Here is a 20,429-nt window from a genome sequence, read left to right as displayed (position 1 = left end):
CACTCTCTCCGGCCCAGAAACCCCCTGCCTGAGGAGCAGGCATGCCAGTCATCCACAAGCTCGACGGCCTGATCGCCTGGACCCGGCGCCCAGAATGGCGCGAGGTCATGGCCGAAACCCTCGTCCGGCATGTCGCCCCTGCCTGCACAGGTGCCGATCTGGAGGTCGAGGATCTCTGGGAGCTCCTCGACGACGAGGACCAAGGGGTGATCTGGGGTGCGGCCTTCGAGGATCTGCTCTCCTCGGACCTGCCGGACGGGCGCAACCTGGCCGATGAGTACCTCAAGCGTCGCGGCTGGAAGGAACCCGTCGCCACCCAGGAGTACATCGCCGCACTCCGACGCTCGGTGATCAGCCTCTACGAGGTCAGCGAGGTGGCTCCAGGCGAGTCCATGGTGCTGCGCGACCTCGTCCGCTCCTCCGAGCCCGTGCGCGTGCTGGAGAAGTCTGGCACCCGCAGCCTGCGCCAGTGGGACAGGGTCGCCACACGAGTGATCCCGCAGCGGAGCGGCGCGGTGATCAGCGGCACCCTGCTCCCCTATGACCAGGAAACAAGCGAGCAGCTGCTGGCGTCGCTGCGGCGCGCCCGGAGTAAGGCTGGAGGTCTCGTGGCGAAGGTCGCGAGGGAAGTTGGTCGAAGCGTTCCCGCGCACGCAGCCGACGCCGCGCTCACCCCGGAGCTGCTGCTCGGCCGCACAGCCTTCGCCTTCACCAACCTCTGGCTTGCCGCCGTACTACGGGCTGAGCTCGACGACAGCCTACCGGAGGTGGCGAACAGCGACGGTGACCCGCTGAGGTTCGTCACCCTGCACTTTCCGCTGCGCCCGGGCGTGACGCTGACGGCCGCACGCGCCACCCTCGACGCCGTCCGAGCCCTGGAGCGAGCCGGTCCGAGCTTTTGGAACTGGCTCGCCTCCCCCGCCAAGCCACCGAAGCGTATCCCGCGGAAGTCGGACGGCATGCAGTTGATTACCACCATGGAGAGCGGCGCGGTCGTCCTCGGCACCGTTGAGATCACCGGCCGTAAGGTGATCCTCTCCGTCAACTCCGAGGCCCGGGCGGAGCGCGGCCGCGCGCTCCTGGAGCCCCCCTTGCAGGGGCTGGTCCGACCTCCGCTGGTCGAGCGCCAGGACCTGGAGCCGATGCTGGCGGAACTCCACCGGAGAGGCGAGCGGCCGCCTTCCGTGGACCTGCCGCCCGACGAAGTACAGGCTATCCTTCAGCAGCAGCTGGAGGAGCACTACCGTCAGGTTCTCGACCAGCCGATCCCCGCCTTGGGCAACGTTTCACCGCGTCGGGCGGCCCGCACGGCCAAGGGACGGGAGAAGGTGGTGAACTGGCTCAAGACGCTCGAGAACCACTCATCCAAGCGGCCCGTCGGCGATCCCATCGGCGAGTACGACTTCGCCTGGATGTGGTACGAGCTCGGTGTTGCCGAGCTGCGGGAGTGAGAGGACGGGCAAGTGTTCAGCTCATGGACGCACGCAAGGAGAAGTGCGGCGCTTCGGTCTGCCGCCGATTGGCCTCTGCTCAACGCCCTCCGTCGACGAGGATCGCCACTTCACACGAGTAGAAAGCCACCACCCACCGACAGGTGAGCAGTGGCTTTGCATGCGCTCACGTCAGGAAGTCAGGAAATCAAAAAGTCGCAGTTCAGCAGCTGCCGGAGAAACCCCCTCTCCGGTTTACCAGTCCAGGAAGCAGGCGGAGTAGCTCACCAGCGTTAACCCCCCACGCCGATGAGAACACTTAATCACGCTAGTGGATCGCCGCCGGAGTATCCCCCCTCCGTCAGCCCCGAGTTCGTCGTCCCGGTGTCCCATTGTTAACCGATCACGGCCGCGTGATGCAATTAGAAGATGAGAAAATCCGCAGGCGTTTCGATCATGCCCTTCCGAGCCATTGGGCAGAGTATGGGGCATGGCATTCACGCTGTTCCTAACGCGCCCGATACAACGAAGCACAGTGTAATCCTGATAAAGCTGGCTCCCTCCTATCGGCTTTGATGTATGTCACGTCGATCATCAGGCGCCCGGGCTCCACCACATGGCCTGCAAGCCTGGAAAAGATGAACTGAACACCCCCGGGCGGCTCCATTGCCCGGAGCACTAGGGTCAGGACCCGTTAATTTGGGCTAGCGCTTGATCTGAATGGCTGATTCTCTGGTCGCCGGAGGTGCTGCCATGGCTGATCTGTTCTGGCTGACGAGGGCGCAGATCCGGCGTATCGCGCCTCTCTTCCCGCTCTCGCACGGGGTGCCCCGGGTCGACGATCAGCGGGTGGTCAGCGGCCTACTCCACGTGCTTCGCAACGGGCTGCGCTGGCGTGATGCCCCGGCGGCCTACGGTCCTCACAAGACCCTGTACAACCGCTTCGTGCGCTGGAGCCGCCTCGGCGTGTTCAACCGCATCTTCGCCGGGCTCGCGGGTCGCGCGGGTGAGCCCGAACGCCTGATGATCGACGCCCCCCACCTCAAAGCGCACCGCACAGCCGCAAGCCTGCTCAAAAAGGGGCCCTTCCCCGCCGTATCGGGCGCACCAGGGGCGGCTTGAACTCCAAGCTGCACGCCGTCTGTGACGGCAAGGGTCGCCCCGTGGTCCTGCTGCTCACCGAAGGGCAGATGAGCGACCACAAGGGCGCGGCCCTGATGCTGCTTCGCCTGCCACGCGCCAAGGATCTGCTCAGCGACAAAGGCTACGACAGCAACCGCTTCCGCGAGGCGCTCACCGAGCGCGGCGTCGTGCCCTGCATTACGTCAAGCGAGAGCCGCAAGGTCCCGATCCCCTACGAGAAGGCCCTCTACCGGCAACGCCACCGCATCGAGAACATGTCCGGCCGCCTGAAGGACTGGCGCCGCATCGCCATGCGCTACGACCGAAGCGCCCACACCTTCATGTCCGCCATCTGCCTCGCAGCCACCGTGCTCTTCTGGATCAATGAGTCCTGACCCTAGTATAAGGCTCCTTGAGGAAAGCACTCGGCAGTGTCATCGAGCGAGCGTAGTCAGTTCAGAATTGCGTAAAAGGATGCCGCCGAGCATTTGCCGTTCGCCAACTGCAAGACACCCTGTGTGAATGCGGGAAGCGAGTTCCATCACCTACATCTGCGCTCCCAGTAAGCCAGGGCCGGTCAGAAACGGCAGTGCCCCTTCGGCGACCATTCGATCAGCACTCAAGATGAGGTATCGGCCCTTTTAACACCAGGAAGCCTTGAACTTCCGTACAACCAGCCGAGCGTAGTTGTTCAAGCTGCTCCTCTGTCTCAACGCCCTCTGCCGTCGTGTCCATACCGAGTTGGTGCGCCAAGTCGAGAACCGAGGTGACGATTGCAAGACAGTCCGCGCGGTGCCCCATCTCGCGCACGAACGACTGATCGATCTTGAGCTTATCAAATGGAAAGCTCCGAAGGTAGCTAAGGGACGAGTAGCCAGTGCCGAAGTCGTCGAGCGCGGTGCGCAGACCGAGTGCACGCAACTCGTGAAGCGTCTTCACCACGGCTTCGCTGTCCTGTAGCAGCGCCGACTCCGTGATCTCCAGTTCGAGCCTGTGGGCTGCYARGCCAGACCTCACTARTGCCCGCCGCACTGCCTCGACGAGGCCGGCACTCTGGAACTGGATGGGGGAGAGGTTCACAGCGACCTTGATGTCAGCAGGCCAGTCGATCGCTATTGCACAAGCTCTTTCCAACACCCACTCGCCAATCGGCACAATAAGGCCAAGCTCCTCCGCAAGTGGGATGAACTGCGCGGGAGAAACCAAGCCACGCTCTGGATGACGCCACCGCAGCAGCGCCTCGAACCCGCTAACGCGTTGAGCTTGCAAGTGGAACAAGGGTTGGTAAAACACTTCGAACTCGCCCCGCTCGAGCGCCTCGCGCAAGTCGATCTTCATCGCCCGACGCGCTTGCAKYTGCTSGTTCATTGCGTTATCGAAGAAGGAGAACGTTCCTCGCCCATTTGCCTTGGCCTGATACAGGGCCAGGTCGSCTTGCATGAGCAGCRTATCGGCTGACGCAAGATTRGGCGTGGCAATGGCAATRCCGACGCTTGCRCCAATGACCGCCCGATGACCGTTGAGATCGTAGGCTGCACCAAGCGCATCAACAATTCGCTGCGCCAACTCACCCGCGTTCCTGGGATCATCGGTGCCACATTGCAGCACGGCAAACTCGTCCCCGCCGAGCCGCGCGATCACGTCATCCTTGCGCACACATGCGTGCAGTCGCTGCGCCACTGCCCTAAGCAGCGCGTCACCGGCAGGGTGTCCAAGAGTATCGTTCACCTGCTTGAAGTCATCAAGATCGATACAGAGTAGGACAAGATCGCCCAAGCCGCGCTGGCGCACCTCCAGCGCCTGCTCCAATCTTTCCTGGAACAAGACCCTGTTCGGTAAGCTAGTCAGCGCGTCATGGTGCGCCATGAAGGAAATCCGGGCGTTTTGCGAGAGCAACTCCCGGTCACGTCTTTCCAGCACTTGATTCTGCTGCTCGACGCGATCCCAGGCCTGCGCAAGGAGGCGATTGTGTCGTGTGAGCGCCCCAATGAGGCCAAAGGCGCTCAGAGCGAGCGTGCCCAGAATGGCTGCGAACAGCCAGTGCAGGCTGCTGAGCTGCTCTTGATCCTGAGCGACAAGCGTTCCGCCCTGCGTATTCGCTGCTCCAGCGAGGCGGGCCATCGGAGCATTGAGCGACGCGACCAGCGCAAGCAGGCGACGCAGCCGGTCCGGCGCGTCTGAATCCTCCATAAGCGCTTGGCCGGCGCGGGCCACCTCGCGGAAGCGAGCGACAATCGCGCAGAGTTCCGGCGACGTTGCAACGAAGTCGGCGACGTCTCCGCCTTCGAAGAGCCGCGCTCTGTTCGTGACGATATCGAGCCAGAGTTGTACGTCTTCCTCGCCAACGCCACCATCCGGTATCAGCGCAGCCGCTGTCATGCCTTGCAACCTAGAAACCTCTAGTGCCGCTTGGCTGACAGACCAGGTGATGTTGTACCGGGATACTTCGCTCAGTGCCTGCTGCCGCCGCAAGATCAGAAACGACGTGTAAGCCGCTGCTCCCACCAGCAACAGAACCATGCCAAGCAGCGCCAGCTTTGTTAAACGGAGACTACTCACGGGTGGCTGCCGCGCGACGTTCATGTCACGACGAGTTTCGCAACCTGCCAGGCCGAGCGGCTATAGTACTGCTGCGCCCTTAGTTCCGGCTTGCTGTCGTACGGGTAGACGATGAACAAGGGTCCTTTATCGCGGACCGGCATGTACACACCGTCCCGTTTCATCGCGAGGAGGACGCCGTAGCGTTCGAAGTCGGCGATCGGGAGATCGGTTGTATAGTCGTTGAGGGCAATCGCGGTCACGTTCTCGCCCGACGCGCCAACTGCCTGCATGAGATGGTGCATGCGCACGCCGTCGAAGCGCACCATCCCCCCATGCCAAGGCGTTCTCGTCTCAAAGCCGTCGGTGCCCAGAGCTTCCAGCATCGGGAGGTCGAACACAGCGGCGCCGTCGCGGTTAGACACCGCAATCCGGCCAGATACCGTCAGAATAGGTCTGCCCGCAGGCTGCGGTAGCGAACCGGCGGCGCCAGCCATCGACGATGACATGGCACCAAGAGCAAGAGCGCCGAGGGTCCGTCTCGCGATGTCGTGGGGCATGGTTCAGGAGGCCAGATGATGGGCAAAGGACCTTGCCGATTAGTTGTTGCCTAAAGGTAAAGAATGTGACTAAGGTTGCTCACTAAGCCGCGCGCTCGACGTCCGGTCCGCAACCTCTCTCCGGTGCGTTCAGCCCGGAGTCGCGCGGGACGGGCCGCCGGTATGAGGACCCACATGGGAGCGAAGTAGGTGAGCGTCAGCATTCGTCGCCTTCGGCCGCCGCGCCTCGCGAATGAGGGAGTGATTGGCGCCCTCGACTCCTCCGAGCGAGCAGCCATGGTTGGGGCTGCCACGCTAAAGCTCGAAGAATTATTCGACATCTTGCAGGTCGATCATCGCAACGATCACAACACCCGCGATACGCCGCGGCGGGTGGCCAAGATGTTCGTCGAGGAGATCATGAACGGCCGCTACTGCGACCCTCCAGCCATCACCGAGTTCGACAACGCGCAAGGGTTCGACCAGCTCATCGTCACCGGCCCGATCGACGTGCGCTCAACGTGTGCCCACCACCTCATGCCGTTCTATGGGGAAGCCACCATCGGCGTCCTACCCGCACCCGGAGGCAAGCTGATCGGCCTGTCTAAGTACGACCGCATCGTCGACTACTTCGCCTCCAGGCTGCAAATTCAGGAAGAGCTTGTAAAACAAATCGGGGAGTACCTTGTCGAGAAGACGGCACCGCGCGGATTGGCCGTGCGCGTCAGTGCAGTGCACATGTGCAAGACGCAGCGTGGCGTGCGCGCCAGTCATCGAGGCCGTATGGTCAGCACAGCCTACTGGGGTGTACTCGCCGAAGACGGCGGACTGAAGGCTGAGTTCCTGCAGGAGTGCATCAGCCTCGAACGTGGGCGGGGTTGAAGATGGACACTCTGCCGCAGCGTGTTGCCGTTCCTGCGATCTGGCGCTCGACGAAGACCTATGGTCACGAGGAGGGCTTATCCTGCTGCTTTCGGCAATGGCGAGCTACGCACTCGCACTGCCAGCTACTACATGGCTACGCGCTTTCGTTCCGCCTGACATTCGCCAGCAGCGAACTCGATGAACGATACTGGTGCTTTGATTTCGGTGGTCTAAAGCCGATCAAGGCGTGGCTGCATGAGATGTTCGATCACACACTGCTGGTTGCCGCGGATGATCCGGGCTTGCCTGAGTTTCAACGCTTGGCTGCCGGCGGCTTGGCGGAGCTTCGCGTCCTACCGGCGGTTGGATGCGAGGCGACGGCGCGGCATGCCTTCGATTACATCGCTCGCTACGTCGACACCTCGACCGACGGGCGGGTTTGGCTGGAAGAAGTTGAGGTGCGCGAGCACAGCGGTAATTCAGCCATCTATACGCCAAACAGCCAATCTCGCCGGTCTGGGCCGTCTTCGTAATCTAGTTCCCATGTGACGATGTCGGCCTGTTGGTGAGCGCCGCTTGGATGCGCGCTACATCAATCCTGACCATAGTCATCATCGCCTCGAACGCACGCTTGGCAGCGGCCGCGTCGGGGCTTGCCAGCGCTTCCGTGAGTTGGCGTGGCACGATCTGCCAGGAGAGCCCCCAACGGTCCTTGCACCAGCCGCACTTGCTCTCGCTGCCTCCACTGCCGACGAGGGCGGACCAGTAGCGGTCCGTTTCCGCTTGGTCCTGCGTGTGGACCTGGAAGGACACCGCCTCGGTGAAGGGAAAGTTCGGGCCGCCGTTGAGGCCGAGTAAGCGGGTTCCGAGCACGGTGAACTCGACGGTGAGGACGTCACCTTGCCGACCTGCCGGATAATCGGAGGGGGCGCGGTGGATGACATCAACCGAGGAGTTCGGGAAAGTCGCCGCGTAGAAACGCGCGGCATCCTCAGCGGTACCATCAAACCAGAGACAGGGCGTGATGTGCGTCATGCCGCCGCTCCTTCGCGCCGTGCGCCGACAAAGCCGAAGCGGACACCGAAGGGGTCCTCCGCTACCACGGCGTAATCGCCGCCAGGGATCTGGTCCGGGCCTCGGAGCAATCTCCCTCCAGCGGCGGTGAGGCGTTCGACCACCCTATCGACATCGGGGACGAGGACATAGAACCGCCAGCCCGGCGGCTCGCCGGGCGGCACGTTCATGGAAGCGCCGAGGCCGGTGGTACCAGCATGGATGAACTTGTAGTCGCCGAGCGGGCCCATCGGCATGGCGCCCTCGTGGCGCCAGCCGAAGAGCGGGCCGTAGAAGCTCATTGCCGCGTCCTGATCGGAGGTGAGAAGTTCGTTCCAGACCATATGGCCGGGCACCGCATCGCCAGGACTTTGGAAGCTCGTCGAGGGCGCCTCACTGGCCCCGCGCATGACGTAGAAGGGTGAACCCTGCCGATCGCCCACCAGGGCCATCCGTCCGACGCCATTGAGATCCATAGGCGGCATGTGGACGACGCCCCCGGAAGCCCGGATCGCGGCCACGCTGGCATCCACGTCGTCCACACCGAAGTAGGCGAGCCAGCCGGGCCGGATCGGCGCGCCCTGCGGTAGTGTCATCAGGCCGCCGATCGCCGCGCTGTCGGGCGCCGAGAGGATCCGGTAGTCGATCCCCGGCATACCGCTGTTCGTCACCTGCCAGCCGATCACGCTGGTGAGAAAGCGCTCGGCCCCATCGATGTCCCGGGCGAGATACTCGTACCAGATCGGTGTGCCATGAGGGTTCGCCATCGTTGCGTTTGCCATCGTTGTGTTCCTCATTTCATAGAGCTTCGCGCTTCAGGCGGCGGCCTGCTCGACAACATCAAGGTGGTCGGTCGTGGTTCTGTGAGGGACCGCTCGACCATGCTGTCCCTATGTGCTTGCCCCTGCGCGCGTCCTCGCCACCGAATAGTGCCGGGCTCGCCCTTGAGCGGGACCTTGAGGTCGCTGGTGATTTAACCCTCATAAAAGCCGCCAGGTTGTGGGGTTACCGCCTCATCCCCAACAAAGCACCGGTCCATGGCGTCGGCGTAAACTGCTAGGTGGTCGCGGATGGCGGCGAAGGCCGGTGTCGGATCCGGGTAGCTCCAGCGTGCAATGCCGGACCGGCCGTGAACGGACGAGCTATGGGAAAGCGTGAGGTGACGGGCCGGACGTTGCCCGTGAACTTCCAGGCGCCGCGGAAGATCGAAACCGCGCCATCGCCCATCCCTTCCACCCGCGTCGTCGCCCGCATGCCCTCCGGCATGACAGGCGTGGCAAGGTCAACCAGCAAGTCCAGCGGCACCTTTTCCGTCGACTGCTTCGACTGGACCTCGGCTGCCACCATCTGGTTGAGCACGAGCGCTCCCACCGTGCGAGCCGCCTCGCGCTCGGCGAGTGGCACGGGCCAGCTCGGGTGGTGGCCGGCAAAGAGCGATACGGCCTCGTCCCATGCCTGCACCTTCGACAAGCCATGGTCCACCAGGGTTCGGTAACGCTGCTCGGCTAAGCGCGCGGCCAGGACGTCCATGTTGGGGCAAGGGGCGTGGGTGTCGTGGAGGTGGCTCATGGGGAGACCTTAAACCCAACCAGAACATATCAGGAACACGATTCGGAGCGCTGGCTATTGGTGGGGTGCGGCTGGCTGAGCGCCGGCGGTGGGCACCCGCTCGACACACGTGATAGGAGAGGGAGCCAGGGACTGGCGGGGTCGGGAACAGCGGCGGCCCCATTGAGCGTGGCTTCTGTGGTGCCTGGCGCCAATAGCCCAAGCTACAGCAGCAGCCCCATGTAGCCGCGCTCCAGCCGCAACCTGCGCCGGCTGCCCCCGCTTTTCACGAGAGCATGAAGACCGTCCAGCCCTACCTCTTCGAGCCCGAGCCCTCCATGCCCGAGGGCTTCCGACACACGCGGGAGCTGATAACGCCAGATCAGGAGCACGACCTCGTCGCGCAGTTCGCTGAGCTGCCATTCGCCGCATTCGAGTTCCGGGAGTATGTCGGAAAGCGCCGAATCGTCTCCTATGGCTCGAAGTACGACTTCGGCCGGGAGCAGCTGGTGAGCGCGGAGGCGATCCCAGAATTCCTGCTCCCTCTTCGCGCACGCGCAGCGGCTTTCGCTGAGCTTGATCCCTTCAGCATGCAGCAGGTCCTCGTCACTGAGTACGCCGCCGGTGCAGCTATTGGCTGGCACAGGGACAAGGCGGTTTTTAAGGAGGTCGTCGGCGTTTCCTTTCTCTCGCCTTGCACCCTCCGTCTGAGGCGTGAGACGAACTTCGGCTGGAAACGGGCAGCGCTTACCCTCGAGCCGCGGTCGGCCTATCTACTGGCGGGGACGTCTCGAACCGAGTGGGAGCACAGCATCCCGCCCGTGGACAGCCTGCGCTACTCTGTCACCTTCAGGACGATGCGCCTGGTAAGGGGGTGAGCTGCGCTGCGCCAATCGGCATTCTGACGTCACCCGAACGCCAATCGGCGATCAAGGAAGTCCAGGCGGTCCTGCCCCCAGTAGATTTCCTCCCCGATGACGTAGCTTGGCGCCCCGAACACCCCCCGTGCGAGGGCGGTTTGGGTGTCGAGGACCCGCTGCTCCGCCCACCTCTCCTCCGCTCCCAGGGCCAGTAAGGGCGCTGCATCAAGGCCGATGTCCTCGATGAGTGCTGCGAGCACATCCCGGTCGGCCGTGTCGCGCTCCTCCTCCCAGAGTGCCTTCAGCACACGATGCGCGAGGGCGACGGCCGGTTTGTCTCCGAGGGTTTCGCGCGCAGCAATCACGCAGCCCGCCGATAGCTTTTCGGAGGCCGGGAAGAACCGAGGCTGGAGGTGGAGGGGGATGCCCAGGTGCGTCCGCCAGCGCTCCAGCTCCTGCAGGCGGTAGGCCTGACGCTGCGGAGATCGCTTGGGCAGGGGTAGTCCGCCTGATGCCGAGAAGATGGTACTGAAGTCGACGGGGAAGATGCGCAGGGTTGCCTCGTGCCGTGCAACCACCGCCTCCAGCCGCGCAGCGCCCAGATGGGTCCATGGCGAGTTCAGCGAGGCATAGTAGTCAACGTGTAGGCCCATTCTTGCTCCCCCCACCGGTGTTCTTGCAGCACTATGGATCAGGATCGCTAAGCCTGCATGCCCTCTGAACCCTCGGGTACGTCAATGCCATGGCGGATGGTACCCGGGCATCAACAATCCCTTGCTCTGCTCATCAGGCCGTGGCGAGTTCGCCGAGGAGCGGCGCAAAGTCGGCGCAGGGAGGGACGCTGCCATGATTACCCGACGCCATGTCCTGTCAGCGACGACGGGAGCAGCCCTGCTGAGTGCCCTTTCGCCCTTGGCATCGGCTCAGTCATGGCCGTCACGCCCAATCCGGATGATCGTAGCCTTCGCCCCCGGCGGGTTCACCGACATCGCGGCCCGACTTTTGGCAGAGCGCCTTGCCATCACGCTTGGCCAGCCGGTGACGGTCGATAACCGGGCCGGCGCCGCCGGGATCATCGGCACCGAAGCGGCGGCCCGCAGCGCCCCGGACGGCTACACAATCCTGATGGGGACGATCAGTACCCACGCGATGAACGTCGGCCTCTACCGGAGCTTGACCTACGATCCCGTGGCCGACTTCGCGCCCGCCTCAGGTGTCGCGACCAGCCCCAACCTCCTGGTTGCTCATCCGTCAAAGGGCATCTTGGATGTGACCACCCTGATCGCACGGGCGAAGGCGCAGCCCGGCATGCTGACCTATGGCTCAGGGGGTAATGGCACCTCCAGTCATCTCGCCGGGGAGTTGTTCAAGTCCCTCGCCGGCGTAGACCTCCTGCACGTGCCCTTCCGAAGCACCGCCCCAGCCGCTACCGCTCTGCTCGCGGGGCAGGTTGACCTGATGTTCGATACCCTGCCCTCCTCCCTTCCGCACGCGCGGGAGGGCCGTCTTGTGCCACTGGGCGTCACCTCGGCGCAGCGGCTCCCGAGCCTGCCTGCGGTACCTGCAGTGGCCGAGACGGCGGCCGGCTTCGAGATGGGCGTCTGGACAGCGCTGTTCGTGCCGGCAGCCACCCCACCTGCCATCATTGAGCGTCTGGACAGCGCGACACGGGAGGCGCTCCCCCATCTTGCCGGCCGGTTTGCCGAGCTAGGGCTTGAGCCGTTTGCCGCGGGCCCAAATGATGTCGCGGCGCATCTCCGTGGGGAGATCGCCAAGTGGACAGGGGTCATCCGCACCGCTCGTATCACTGCCGATTGATACAGGGTGCCGCAACTGCGCGGTGACAAGCGCCGCAGCACTTCAAATTCCCATTTCCAGAAGCTGGAAATGCTGCACCCACCGACGTAGCAGCGGAGGTTGCTACGCGAAGCGCCGACTCAAGAAGACTGATCCAGTGAGACCAAAACGCCACGGCGTTTCCGCCCCGCGTGTGATGCCAATGCGTGGGCCACTGATGACTGGCACCTCGGTTGCGCAAGGAAGGACAGAAAAGGGAGGCTGATCCAAGGGCTGACCATCGAGGGTGCCGGTTACCCCCAGAGCCTGGCTAAGGCGACCGGGACCGCTGCAGAGTAGCCGCAGCCCAACGCCCCCCCGCCGCTGCCGCATCAGGTCAATCCCAACGGTCGGTTTCAGCGCCCTGATGAGCACCGCACTGCCGAGCGGCTCTGCCCCGCAAACGAAGTTGAGGCACCAGTGCAGCCCGTAGGATCGATAGATGTAAGCGTGGCCAGGCGGACCAAACATCGAGGCATTCCGTGCCGTCCGCCCAACGTAGCTATGAGACGCTGGATCTTCGTGATCGTAGGCCTCGGTTTCCACGACCAAGCCTCCGACCGTGTCCACCAACAGGGTTGCCCCAATCAGGTCCTTTGCAACATCGGCCGCAGGACGCGCAAAGAAGGCACGGCATAAGGGAGCCACATGCTGACGCTTAGTAGAAACCACCCTGAAGTAAGTAGGTAGCCTCACCACGCCCCATGCGCGACAAGATCTCCTCGTCGGGAAGGCCATCGAGACACCAGCCAACACCGCGCTGACCAGTGGCACCAAGGCTGTGGTGGGTTGCACCAACGGCCGTACTGGTCGTGATGGCAACCTTCACCCCTTGCTGCCTGAGTGCCTCGGCATAGGCCTGCTGTGAGGGAAAGGGCACCTGACGATCCTCGGGATCCCCAACGACGAACACCCGCCGCTCTGCGGAGGGGCGGACCTTCGCCACCTCCCGGATGGGATCGTACGGGTCCTGGGTCACTTGCCGCAGGGCCGGCGCGCGTGAGGCTGCACCCAGCGCGCGGTCGCGCTCGTCGAATGCCGTAAGCGAGGAACTGAAGGTCGCGCAGGGCACGTCATCCCGCAGCGCGAGGATGCCTCCGAGGGAGGGCCCACCGCCGGATTGTGACGAAACGCCGAAGCGAGCGATGCCGTGGCGCTGCTTGATCGCTTCGAGAGCAGCGTTAACGAGTAAAATCTCGCGCCGCCGGTATTGCTCGGCGGCCACACCTGAGGAGCCGTAATAGCCGGGCCGGGCGAGAATGATGAAGGGGTGGCCGAGAGCTGCCGCTTGCAAGGTGGCTGCGCGTTGGAGAGACTCCTCCGTGGCGGTGCCGTAGCCCTCCGAGGCGCCGATCCGGATCAGCCGGCCTTCGCTGTCATAGGAACGAGCGAGGCGATTACCGTGCAGGAAGACGATGGCGTCTGGATTGGTCGTGGACAGTCCCGCCGCATAGTATCGGATGCAGGCCCCTTCTACGGTGCCGTCGGCGTGGGGCGCAGTGACCCAGACCGAGCCCGCCGCATTGGGGCAGTCAGCCTCGTTGATGATGACACCGGTTCGGAGCCCAGCAACGCTCATCGTCGTGTAGGATGATCCCTCGGACGCTAATGCAGGGCCCATCGCGAGTGTGGCCATCAGCGCCAGAATCCGTTTCATGTTGGCGTCCCACCCGATGCTTCGTTGCATTGACCTTAGGACGCGGCGCTGCGGTCGAGCAACCTTGGGTTGGCAGGCATCGGTGCTGCCCTCCTACCAGGATTAGAGCGATCCGGACGCAAGCGCCGACCAAAAGCTTGTCATGTCCCGGCTAGAAGCCGGTGCCCCTGCCAGTCGGTGCCGATCGGCTCCAACAAGTCTGCCAGCCGAAGACCGGCCGGTTGGCATCCGTTTAGAATTGCCTCGACGATTTCTGGTGCGAGCAATGTCAACTGTAGCAGTCGGCCCACATAGCCGCGGTCCAGACGCTCGGCCTCGGCCATCTCTATAATCGAGACGTACTGGCCGTCGTTGAGCATGCGCTGGTACCGGAAGGCCCGAGCCAATGCCTTCACAAGCGCTGGGTCGCCCCGCGTCTGAGCGGCTGGCGTAGGAATCGTAGGGCCTGCCACCTTCTCCGGCGTCACCACCGTCTTTCGCCCCGGCTGGCGCCGGATGTTAAGCGGCACTTGAACCGTGAGGCATGTCGATTGGGCGGTGCTCACTCGGCGGTCTCCAATGGCGCTGGGCGGCTCGCGCCCAAATCCCGGACGAGGCTCGCCAACCCCTCCACCCGGAGCCGGATATCCGCTCCAGTGATGGACACCGTCACCCGCTCCACCAGCAGCCGCACGATCCGCGCCTGCTCCGCCGGAAACAGCTCGTCCCAGAGCGGCTCCATCTGGTGCAGGGCGTCTCGCGTCCCGCCCTCGGTCAGGCCCGGGTCGCTGGCTCGCGCCGCCGCCCAGGTGCCCACGATAATCTCCGGCTGGCGCAGGAGGGCACGCACTTGCTGAACCACCGCCGCCTCGATCTCCGCCGCCGAGATGCGCCGCACGAGGGCGGGGTCGGCTTGTACAGCCGTGTTGGTGCCTTTCAGAGCCGCTTGGCTGACGTAGTACCGGTACAGCCGCCCACGGCGCCGTGTGTGGGTCGGCGAGAGCGCCCGCCCGTCAGTGCCGTAGATGAGCCCCTTCAGCAGCGCGGGCGTCTGGTTCCGGGTGGCATTGCCTCGGGTGTGCGGGCTCTCCTTGAGGAGGGTGTGCACCTTGTCCCAGAGCGCCCGATCGGTGATGGCGGCGTGCTCACCAGGGTAGACCTTCCCCTTGTGCGCGGCGTCGCCCACGTAGGTCCGGTTGTTCAGCAGCTTGTAGACGTCGCCCTTGTCCAGCAGCCGTCCTGACCGGCTGGTCAAGCCTTTCGCCTGGAGCAGACGCGCCGTCTCGGTGCCCGACCCAGTATCCAGGAAGGTGGTGAACACCCGCCGGACCGTCGTGGCCTCCACATCGTTGACCAGCAGCTTGCGTTCGCGGACGTCATACCCGAGCGGCACGTGCCCGCCCATCCACATGCCCCGAGCGCGGGAGGCGGCGAATTTGTCCCTGATGCGCTCGCCGATCACCTCGCGCTCGAACTGCGCGAAGGAGAGCAGGATGTTCAGCGTCAGCCGCCCCATGGAGGTCGTGGTGTTGAAGCTCTGGGTGATGGAGACAAAGGTCACCCCGTGCGCCTCGAAAGCCTCCACCAGCCGCGAGAAGTCCATCAGCGAGCGGGAGAGGCGGTCGATCTTGTAGACCACCACCACGTCCACCCCTCCCTGCTCGATGTCGCGGAGCAGCCGCTGCAGGGCCGGCCGCTCCAGGGTGCCGCCCGAGAAGCCGCCGTCGTCGTAGCGGTCCCCTACCAGCGTCCAGCCCTCGGCGCGCTGGGACAGCACGTAGGCCTCGCAGGCGGCCCGCTGGGCATCCAGGGTGTTGAACTCGCGGTCGAGCCCCTCGTCGGTGCTCTTGCGGGTGTAGACAGCGCAGCGGAGGCGCCGGACGGGGGTGGGAGGCGGCACCACCTCGGCCGCCCTGCCTTGGCGGCGGCTCATGCGCCCCTCCCTTGGCTCTTCAGCCCGAAGAAGGTCCAGCCGTTCCAGCGGGTGCCGGTGATGTGCCGTGCCACTGCGGAGAGGGAGCGGTAGGGCCTGCCCTCGAACTCAAATCCATCCGCCAGCACCGTGACCGCGTGCTCCACCCCCTGCCACTCGCGCAGGAGGCGGGTGCCGGCGAGCGGTCGGCTGTCGGCCCGGATCCGCCTCAGGACCACGTTGCCGCCGTCCAGCTGCTCGCCGAGTGCCTCCAGGCGGGCGCGGGTCTCGGGTCGCAGGCCACCGTAGGCGAGCTCCTGGATGCGGTAGGCGAGGCGGCTCTGGAGGTAGGCACGGTTGAAGGGCGGCGGCTCCTTGCCGAACAGCTCGCGCCACTGCTGCTTCAACTGCGCCGTGGGGGCGCTCTGGAGGGCTGCCAGGCGGCCTAGCACGTCAGCGGCTGGAATAGCCGGGAACGTGGGCGCCAGGGCCGCTGACGGGGCTGTCTGCCCCCGAGCGGGCTCCCTCCCATGCCGTGCTGTGGATCTCTGCGTCATGCGTGTCTCCGAGTTTGGGGAGGGACACGACCGCTCTGTTCGGGCCGGAAGTGTAGCGAACATTCTCTCAAGCCCCCGGCCCGTTCGGCGTCCGAGGCGAGATCCTCGGCGGTGCGGGCACGAAGCCGCACCAGACCGGCTGCGAGCAAGGCGCAAACCTCTCGCAGGTGCGGGGCGAGATGCACTGTCAACAAGCGCTTGGGGGCGAGGTGCTTCATGTTCGAAGTACGGGATCACCTACCAATGCTGCCCAGAAGAAGTGGAATGACCGTTTGTTCGGGGCGGAGCGCCTAAAAAGGGGTAGCCGAGTAACTCTGCGTTCATCAGCAAGCACTCCGATGATCACTACCCAGCCCGGTGCAATTGACTGCCGACGATGAAAATGCCTGCCGCAAGCAGTCTGAGCGCATGACGCATGACATGGCACCCAAGTATTAGAGTGCCATTCTCCGTGACGAATATATCACGCGTCCGCCACCACAGGAAAAATTCCGGCCTCCAACTCTTCCGTAACGTGATCTTGGGCGACTAGATCAGGCGCATCCCGCATGACCACGGGACATTTCGACCAAGGACACCACGATGCTTTCGACGACGACGACGGCCGCGCAGATCACCTCCAGCGCGACAGGGAGCGAGCCGCGGAGCGGCACCGTTCATCCCACGCAGCACCTCACGTCGCGCGACTTGGCCCAACGCTGCCAGCTCAGCGCGCGTACCCTCGAGCGCTGGCGCCAGCAGCGCCAAGGTCCGGCCAACCTCAAACTTGGGACCGCTGTGCTTTACCGTGTCGAGGACATTGTGGCCTTCGAGATGGCTCAGTGGCGCGCCGGTGGCGAACGCCACGCGGCCGCTGTTGTTGCGGCTTCGCACGGCATGCTCCGGCAGATCGCATCTTTCGTAACGGGACCCTCTCGGTCGTGGCGCTCGCTGGGCACCCACCACAACGGTTACCGCGCGTGACCCGGCGGAACGAAGGGGACAGCGACACCATGCTTCGATCCGCCACGACGGCTGCCCAGGCGAACAGCCCCGCGATGCAGCGACCCGCCGTCCCTGAGCTGGTAGCCGTCAAGCACCTGACCCAGTTCGATTTGGCCAATCGGTGGCGGCTCAGCCACCGCACGCTGGAGCGCTGGCGCTACGATGGAAAGGGGCCCACCTACCTCAAGCTAGGCGGCGCCGTGGTTTACCGCCTCGAGGACGTTGAAGCGTACGAGGCGGCGCAGCAGCGTGCGGCAGCAAGGCAGGCCGCGGCTCAGCTGGCTGATAGTGAAAAGTTCGCGCTGGGTATGTCAATCTGATGAGCACGCCCTTCAGCAAGAGCAGTCCGATCCGCTGCACCTTCGGTCACCATACGCAGACAGGCCCCTGGACCCATCGGCGTGAGGTGACCTGGGGTGATCTTGCCGTGCTCCTAACCGGCCATGAGCTCGGGCAAAAGGAGGGCACCTGCTGGGTGCCCGCCACCTTCCGCGGCACCAGCCGCAAGAAGGAGGATGCCGAGCGCATCGAGGTTGCCGTGCTGGACTGCGACGCGGGCCACGACCTCGACCAGATCAGCGCCAGCCTCGCCGCGCACGGCTGGGCCGCCACCATTGCTTCAACCCACTCGCACGGAACCTCGTGCACAAAGGTCAAGCGCGAGGACTGGGTGCGGTTTCGCAGCACCGCCGCGGCGCCGGAGCTGGCGGCGGCCGCTCTCCTCATCGCCAAAGGCTACCTCCCCCAGGTGGCCGACGGCGCGAAGGTGGTGTGGGAGGACGCAACGCACGTCCTCATCGAGCACCAGCCCTGCCCCAAGTTCCGCGTCATCGTGCCCCTCCTGACACCCTGGCAGGCGGCCGATTACCCCAGCCAAGCCGCCGCCAATGCTGCCTGGAAGGAACGGATTGTGGCGCTGGCTGCAGCGCTCGGGCTTGATCACGATCAGGCCTGCACGGACACCTCGCGCCTGTTCTACCTGCCTCGCCGGCCCGCAGAAGGTCCGGCTGCCGAGTGTGCGGTGCTTGAGGGGGTGCCCTGCGACCTGTTCAACCTGCCCGCAGCGTCACCCATCAAGGGCATGAAGGCCTGCTCGCCCCAGAACTCCCAGTTCGGCGGGCGCGTCCCTGCCAACGATGATGCCTTGATCTTCGCCGATCCGACGACCGGCGAGGTCGTTGACCTCCTAAGCTGGGCACGCAGCCACGCAGCGCGGTTCGAGATCGCCACCGCCCTTGCGACGCGCCGGCCTGACCTCCTCACAGGCAAAGTCGCCGATCGCGTCAAGCACCACGTGTGCTGCGCCAACGAGCAGGCGCACACCCAGGCCGGCGCCGACGATGCCACCTTCGTCGTGAACGCCGGCGAGAGCACGAGCCGCGGCTTTGTCTACCATTGCCGCCACGCCCATTGCGACGGCCGTGACCGCTTGCTGTTCCTGCGCCAGATGCTCGAGCAGGGCTGGCTGTGCATCGACGACCTCACCGACCCGGCCTTCCTTGCTCCTGACGTAGCAGGGCGGCCGCAGATCCGCAGCGAGGGTGCCGAGATTGCGAGCATTGTCGACCAAGCCGAGGACGCGTTGCTAGCAGCCAACGTAGGGCTCTTTCAGCGTGGACCCTATATCGTGCGCACCGGCACAATCCTGGTCCAGGTTCCGCATGACGGTGACGCTGTCGTACGTCAAATCCTCCTGGTGGGGGATCACGCACTCGCCGAGGTCATGACCCGCGCAGCCGACTGGAAGAAGTTCGACGGGCGGGCCAAGCAGTGGGTGCCGATCGACGCTCCACTTAACGTCGCGACGACGTATCGTCAGCGTCAGGGCGGCTGGCGCCTACCGGTGCTGGCAGGCCTGATCAACGCCCCAACCCTGCGGGCCGATGGTAGTGTACTCGTAAAACCAGGCTATGATGCCGCCACCGGCCTCCTGCTGAGCATGGATGGTGTGAGCTACCCGGAAGTGCCAGTCACCCCCGATTGGGAGGACGGGCATGCGGCCATCTCTGTCCTTTTGCACCTAATCGAAGGGTTCCCCTTCGTGACGGACGCTGACCATTCGGTGGCGCTCGCAGCCATATTGACGGCGTGCATACGCTCCTCGCTTCCCACGGCCCCTCTATTCGCCTTTGCCGCTCCCGTGGCCGGGTCGGGAAAATCCAAGCTTGTCGATCTCACCTCCGTCATCGCCTCAGGCCGAGCCGCTTCGGTCGTGACGCAGGGCAAGAACGAGGAGGAGACCGAGAAGCGCATAGGGGCACTGCTGCTGGCGGGCGTCGGCCTGATTGCGATCGACAACTGCGAAGCACCGCTCGGGGGCGAGTTCCTCTGCGCCGCGCTGACCCAGCAGATGGTCCGCACACGTATTCTCGGCCGGTCGGAGGTGCCCGAGCTGCCAACCAATGTGCTTCTCACAGCCACTGGCAACAACCTGACGCTCGTCGGTGATATGACCCGGCGCACCATCATGGCTCGGCTCGACCCGGGCTGCGAGCGCCCGGAACTTCGTACCTTCAACCGCGACCCGATCGCCGAGGTCAAGGCAGACCGGCCACGGTACGTGATCGCCGCACTGACGGCGCTTCGTGCCTTCTTTGTCGCGGGCCAACCGCAGCAGCGTCCGCCGCTCGGCTCGTTCGCCGAGTGGAGCCGAACCGTTCGTGACGCGATCATCTGGTATAAGTTGGCCGACCCGGTGGAGACCATGGAGGCGCTACGGCACGATGACCCAAAGCTCGACGCTCTGCTGGGGGTTGTCACCCAGTGGGCAGAGGTGATCGGCGACGCCAGGGTCTCGGTGCGAGAGATCATCGAGGCGGCGACGGCACAGGTCCCCACGGGCGGTGGTACCGCCGGTCTCGGTCGCCCGGCGTTCCGGTGCCCGGAGTTCCGCGAGGCGCTCCTAGCGGTCGCAGGCGAGGGTGGAGCCATCAACAGCCGCCGTCTGGGCAAATGGCTCAGCCTACACAAAGGCCGGATCGTTGACGGCTATCGGATATGCCGGCTTAACCACAGCGGCGGCACCTTGTACTGGCAGCTGGAGGAAGTCGTTGCGCAGCACGCTGCTGCGTGACGGCCGAAGGCAGGTGGACCGACGAGCGAGCTGGCCTTGAGGCGATGCCACATGGCCAGCGCTGCAATCGCTTACCGTCATTCGGTGATTGCCGGCGCACCGACGGTGAGTGCTGGGTCGAACGGTGGTGGGTCAGCACCGCAGTTGCGCCGCCAGATCTATATAGCCCAACCTCTATGCTGGCCTAGCTGTTTGGTCCCGGGGTTTGGTGGTGCGGGTCATGGATGAACCTGGACGGTTCTTCTGTCCAGGCTTTGCAGATGGCTTCGTAGGGCGTGAGGCCGCGTAGAGTCTTCAGGCGACGGGCGAAGTTGTAGGCGGCGACGAACTGGTCGAGGTGCTGTCGGAGTTCGTCGTGCGTCTCGTAGTGGTAGCGCTTGACGGTTGCTTCCTTGATCGTGCGGTTCATCCGCTCGACCTGCCCGTTCGTCCAAGGATGCCGGGGCTTGGTCAGTCGGTGATCGATGTTGTTCTGGG

The 20,429-nt window shown here is 64.6% G+C and carries 22 protein-coding genes; 9 read left to right on the top strand and 13 right to left on the bottom strand.

Features of this window, described 5'->3' with window-relative positions; genetic code table 11:
* The first annotated feature begins 41 nt into the window (after positions 1-41).
* Positions 42-1,451 carry a hypothetical protein gene (locus EAH89_RS08705; protein ID WP_140882420.1) on the top strand — a complete coding sequence of 470 codons (1,410 nt, stop codon included), beginning with the start codon at positions 42-44 and terminating at the stop codon, positions 1,449-1,451.
* A gap of 732 nt (positions 1,452-2,183) precedes the next feature.
* A protein-coding gene (locus tag EAH89_RS08700; RefSeq protein ID WP_140882419.1) for an IS5 family transposase occupies positions 2,184-2,947 on the top strand; the annotation gives its coding sequence in 2 pieces (ribosomal slippage) (positions 2,184-2,514 and positions 2,514-2,947; 765 coding nt in all).
* Positions 2,948-3,164: 217 nt separating this feature from the next.
* Here the strand turns inward: EAH89_RS08700 and EAH89_RS08695 are convergent.
* Both EAH89_RS08695 and EAH89_RS08690 read right to left on the bottom strand, forming a co-directional pair.
* Positions 3,165-5,135: a putative bifunctional diguanylate cyclase/phosphodiesterase gene (locus EAH89_RS08695; protein ID WP_140882418.1), complete on the bottom strand. Its 1,971-nt coding sequence runs from the start codon at positions 5,133-5,135 to the stop codon at positions 3,165-3,167.
* On the bottom strand, positions 5,132-5,650 hold the full coding sequence (locus EAH89_RS08690; RefSeq protein ID WP_161993520.1) for an oxidoreductase: 519 nt from the start codon (positions 5,648-5,650) through the stop codon (positions 5,132-5,134). The genes EAH89_RS08695 and EAH89_RS08690 overlap by 4 nt, the downstream gene beginning before the upstream one ends.
* Before the next feature lie 189 nt (positions 5,651-5,839).
* Here EAH89_RS08690 and folE point away from each other — a divergent pair, with 189 nt between their 5' ends.
* On the top strand, positions 5,840-6,511 hold the full coding sequence (gene folE / locus EAH89_RS08685; protein WP_140882417.1) for a GTP cyclohydrolase I: 672 nt from the start codon (positions 5,840-5,842) through the stop codon (positions 6,509-6,511).
* A gap of 2 nt (positions 6,512-6,513) precedes the next feature.
* Positions 6,514-7,026, top strand: coding sequence for a 6-pyruvoyl trahydropterin synthase family protein (locus EAH89_RS08680; protein WP_140882579.1), 513 nt, complete (start codon positions 6,514-6,516; stop codon positions 7,024-7,026).
* Position 7,027: 1 nt separating this feature from the next.
* Here the strand turns inward: EAH89_RS08680 and EAH89_RS08675 are convergent, their stop codons facing one another.
* From EAH89_RS08675 to EAH89_RS32505, 4 genes are all read right to left on the bottom strand, one after another.
* The gene (locus tag EAH89_RS08675) at positions 7,028-7,528 is read right to left on the bottom strand and encodes a VOC family protein (RefSeq protein ID WP_140882416.1); all 501 of its coding nucleotides are present in this window, start codon (positions 7,526-7,528) and stop codon (positions 7,028-7,030) included.
* Complete coding sequence (locus tag EAH89_RS08670; RefSeq protein WP_206667485.1) at positions 7,525-8,328, bottom strand: VOC family protein; 804 nt, start codon at positions 8,326-8,328, stop codon at positions 7,525-7,527. Before EAH89_RS08670 ends, EAH89_RS08675 begins: the two co-directional genes overlap by 4 nt.
* A gap of 191 nt (positions 8,329-8,519) precedes the next feature.
* On the bottom strand, positions 8,520-8,663 hold the full coding sequence (locus tag EAH89_RS33375; protein ID WP_408906289.1) for a DUF427 domain-containing protein: 144 nt from the start codon (positions 8,661-8,663) through the stop codon (positions 8,520-8,522).
* Positions 8,603-9,115: a hypothetical protein gene (locus tag EAH89_RS32505; RefSeq protein ID WP_241666921.1), complete on the bottom strand. Its 513-nt coding sequence runs from the start codon at positions 9,113-9,115 to the stop codon at positions 8,603-8,605. Before EAH89_RS32505 ends, EAH89_RS33375 begins: the two co-directional genes overlap by 61 nt.
* 275 nt (positions 9,116-9,390) lie before the next feature.
* Here EAH89_RS32505 and EAH89_RS08660 point away from each other — a divergent pair, with 275 nt between their 5' ends.
* The gene (locus EAH89_RS08660) at positions 9,391-9,972 is read left to right on the top strand and encodes an alpha-ketoglutarate-dependent dioxygenase AlkB (protein WP_140882415.1); all 582 of its coding nucleotides are present in this window, start codon (positions 9,391-9,393) and stop codon (positions 9,970-9,972) included.
* 29 nt (positions 9,973-10,001) lie between these two features.
* Here EAH89_RS08660 and EAH89_RS08655 read toward each other — a convergent pair whose 3' ends face one another.
* Positions 10,002-10,607: a 2-hydroxychromene-2-carboxylate isomerase gene (locus EAH89_RS08655; protein ID WP_140882414.1), complete on the bottom strand. Its 606-nt coding sequence runs from the start codon at positions 10,605-10,607 to the stop codon at positions 10,002-10,004.
* Between the two features lie 298 nt (positions 10,608-10,905).
* Between EAH89_RS08655 and EAH89_RS08650 the strand changes: the two genes are divergently transcribed.
* Positions 10,906-11,772 (top strand): tripartite tricarboxylate transporter substrate-binding protein, encoded by an 867-nt coding sequence (locus EAH89_RS08650; RefSeq protein ID WP_161993519.1) that lies wholly within the window; start codon positions 10,906-10,908, stop codon positions 11,770-11,772.
* Between the two features lie 102 nt (positions 11,773-11,874).
* Here the strand turns inward: EAH89_RS08650 and EAH89_RS08645 are convergent, their stop codons facing one another.
* The 5 genes from EAH89_RS08645 to EAH89_RS08625 all read right to left on the bottom strand — a co-directional run bounded on the left by EAH89_RS08645 (position 11,875) and on the right by EAH89_RS08625 (position 15,790).
* Complete coding sequence (locus EAH89_RS08645) at positions 11,875-12,528, bottom strand: DNA-3-methyladenine glycosylase (protein ID WP_140882412.1); 654 nt, start codon at positions 12,526-12,528, stop codon at positions 11,875-11,877.
* On the bottom strand, positions 12,449-13,447 hold the full coding sequence (locus tag EAH89_RS08640; protein WP_140882411.1) for an alpha/beta hydrolase family protein: 999 nt from the start codon (positions 13,445-13,447) through the stop codon (positions 12,449-12,451). Before EAH89_RS08640 ends, EAH89_RS08645 begins: the two co-directional genes overlap by 80 nt.
* 140 nt (positions 13,448-13,587) lie before the next feature.
* Positions 13,588-13,806 (bottom strand): hypothetical protein, encoded by a 219-nt coding sequence (locus tag EAH89_RS33330; RefSeq protein ID WP_338325522.1) that lies wholly within the window; start codon positions 13,804-13,806, stop codon positions 13,588-13,590.
* A gap of 182 nt (positions 13,807-13,988) precedes the next feature.
* Positions 13,989-15,359 carry a recombinase family protein gene (locus tag EAH89_RS08630; protein ID WP_140882409.1) on the bottom strand — a complete coding sequence of 457 codons (1,371 nt, stop codon included), beginning with the start codon at positions 15,357-15,359 and terminating at the stop codon, positions 13,989-13,991.
* A complete protein-coding gene (locus EAH89_RS08625) occupies positions 15,356-15,790 on the bottom strand; it encodes a DUF2924 domain-containing protein (protein ID WP_241666920.1) in 435 nt (144 codons plus the stop codon). The genes EAH89_RS08630 and EAH89_RS08625 overlap by 4 nt, the downstream gene beginning before the upstream one ends.
* Before the next feature lie 687 nt (positions 15,791-16,477).
* Here EAH89_RS08625 and EAH89_RS32130 point away from each other — a divergent pair.
* From EAH89_RS32130 to EAH89_RS08605, 3 genes are read left to right on the top strand one after another with little or no spacing between them, the layout of a single operon-like run.
* Complete coding sequence (locus EAH89_RS32130; protein WP_206667484.1) at positions 16,478-16,858, top strand: helix-turn-helix transcriptional regulator; 381 nt, start codon at positions 16,478-16,480, stop codon at positions 16,856-16,858.
* 29 nt (positions 16,859-16,887) lie between these two features.
* Positions 16,888-17,199: a helix-turn-helix transcriptional regulator gene (locus EAH89_RS32500; protein WP_241666919.1), complete on the top strand. Its 312-nt coding sequence runs from the start codon at positions 16,888-16,890 to the stop codon at positions 17,197-17,199.
* Positions 17,199-19,952: a hypothetical protein gene (locus EAH89_RS08605; protein WP_140882406.1), complete on the top strand. Its 2,754-nt coding sequence runs from the start codon at positions 17,199-17,201 to the stop codon at positions 19,950-19,952. The genes EAH89_RS32500 and EAH89_RS08605 overlap by 1 nt, the downstream gene beginning before the upstream one ends.
* Positions 19,953-20,136: 184 nt before the next feature.
* Here the strand turns inward: EAH89_RS08605 and EAH89_RS08600 are convergent.
* A partial coding sequence (locus tag EAH89_RS08600; RefSeq protein WP_140882405.1) for an integrase core domain-containing protein occupies positions 20,137-20,429 on the bottom strand: 293 nt, incomplete at its 5' end.

This window comes from Muricoccus nepalensis (genome assembly GCF_006438825.1).
GTDB lineage: Bacteria > Pseudomonadota > Alphaproteobacteria > Acetobacterales > Acetobacteraceae > Roseomonas > Roseomonas nepalensis.
Note: the sequence above shows the minus strand (reverse complement) of the source record. Positions and strands in the feature narration are given on the sequence as shown.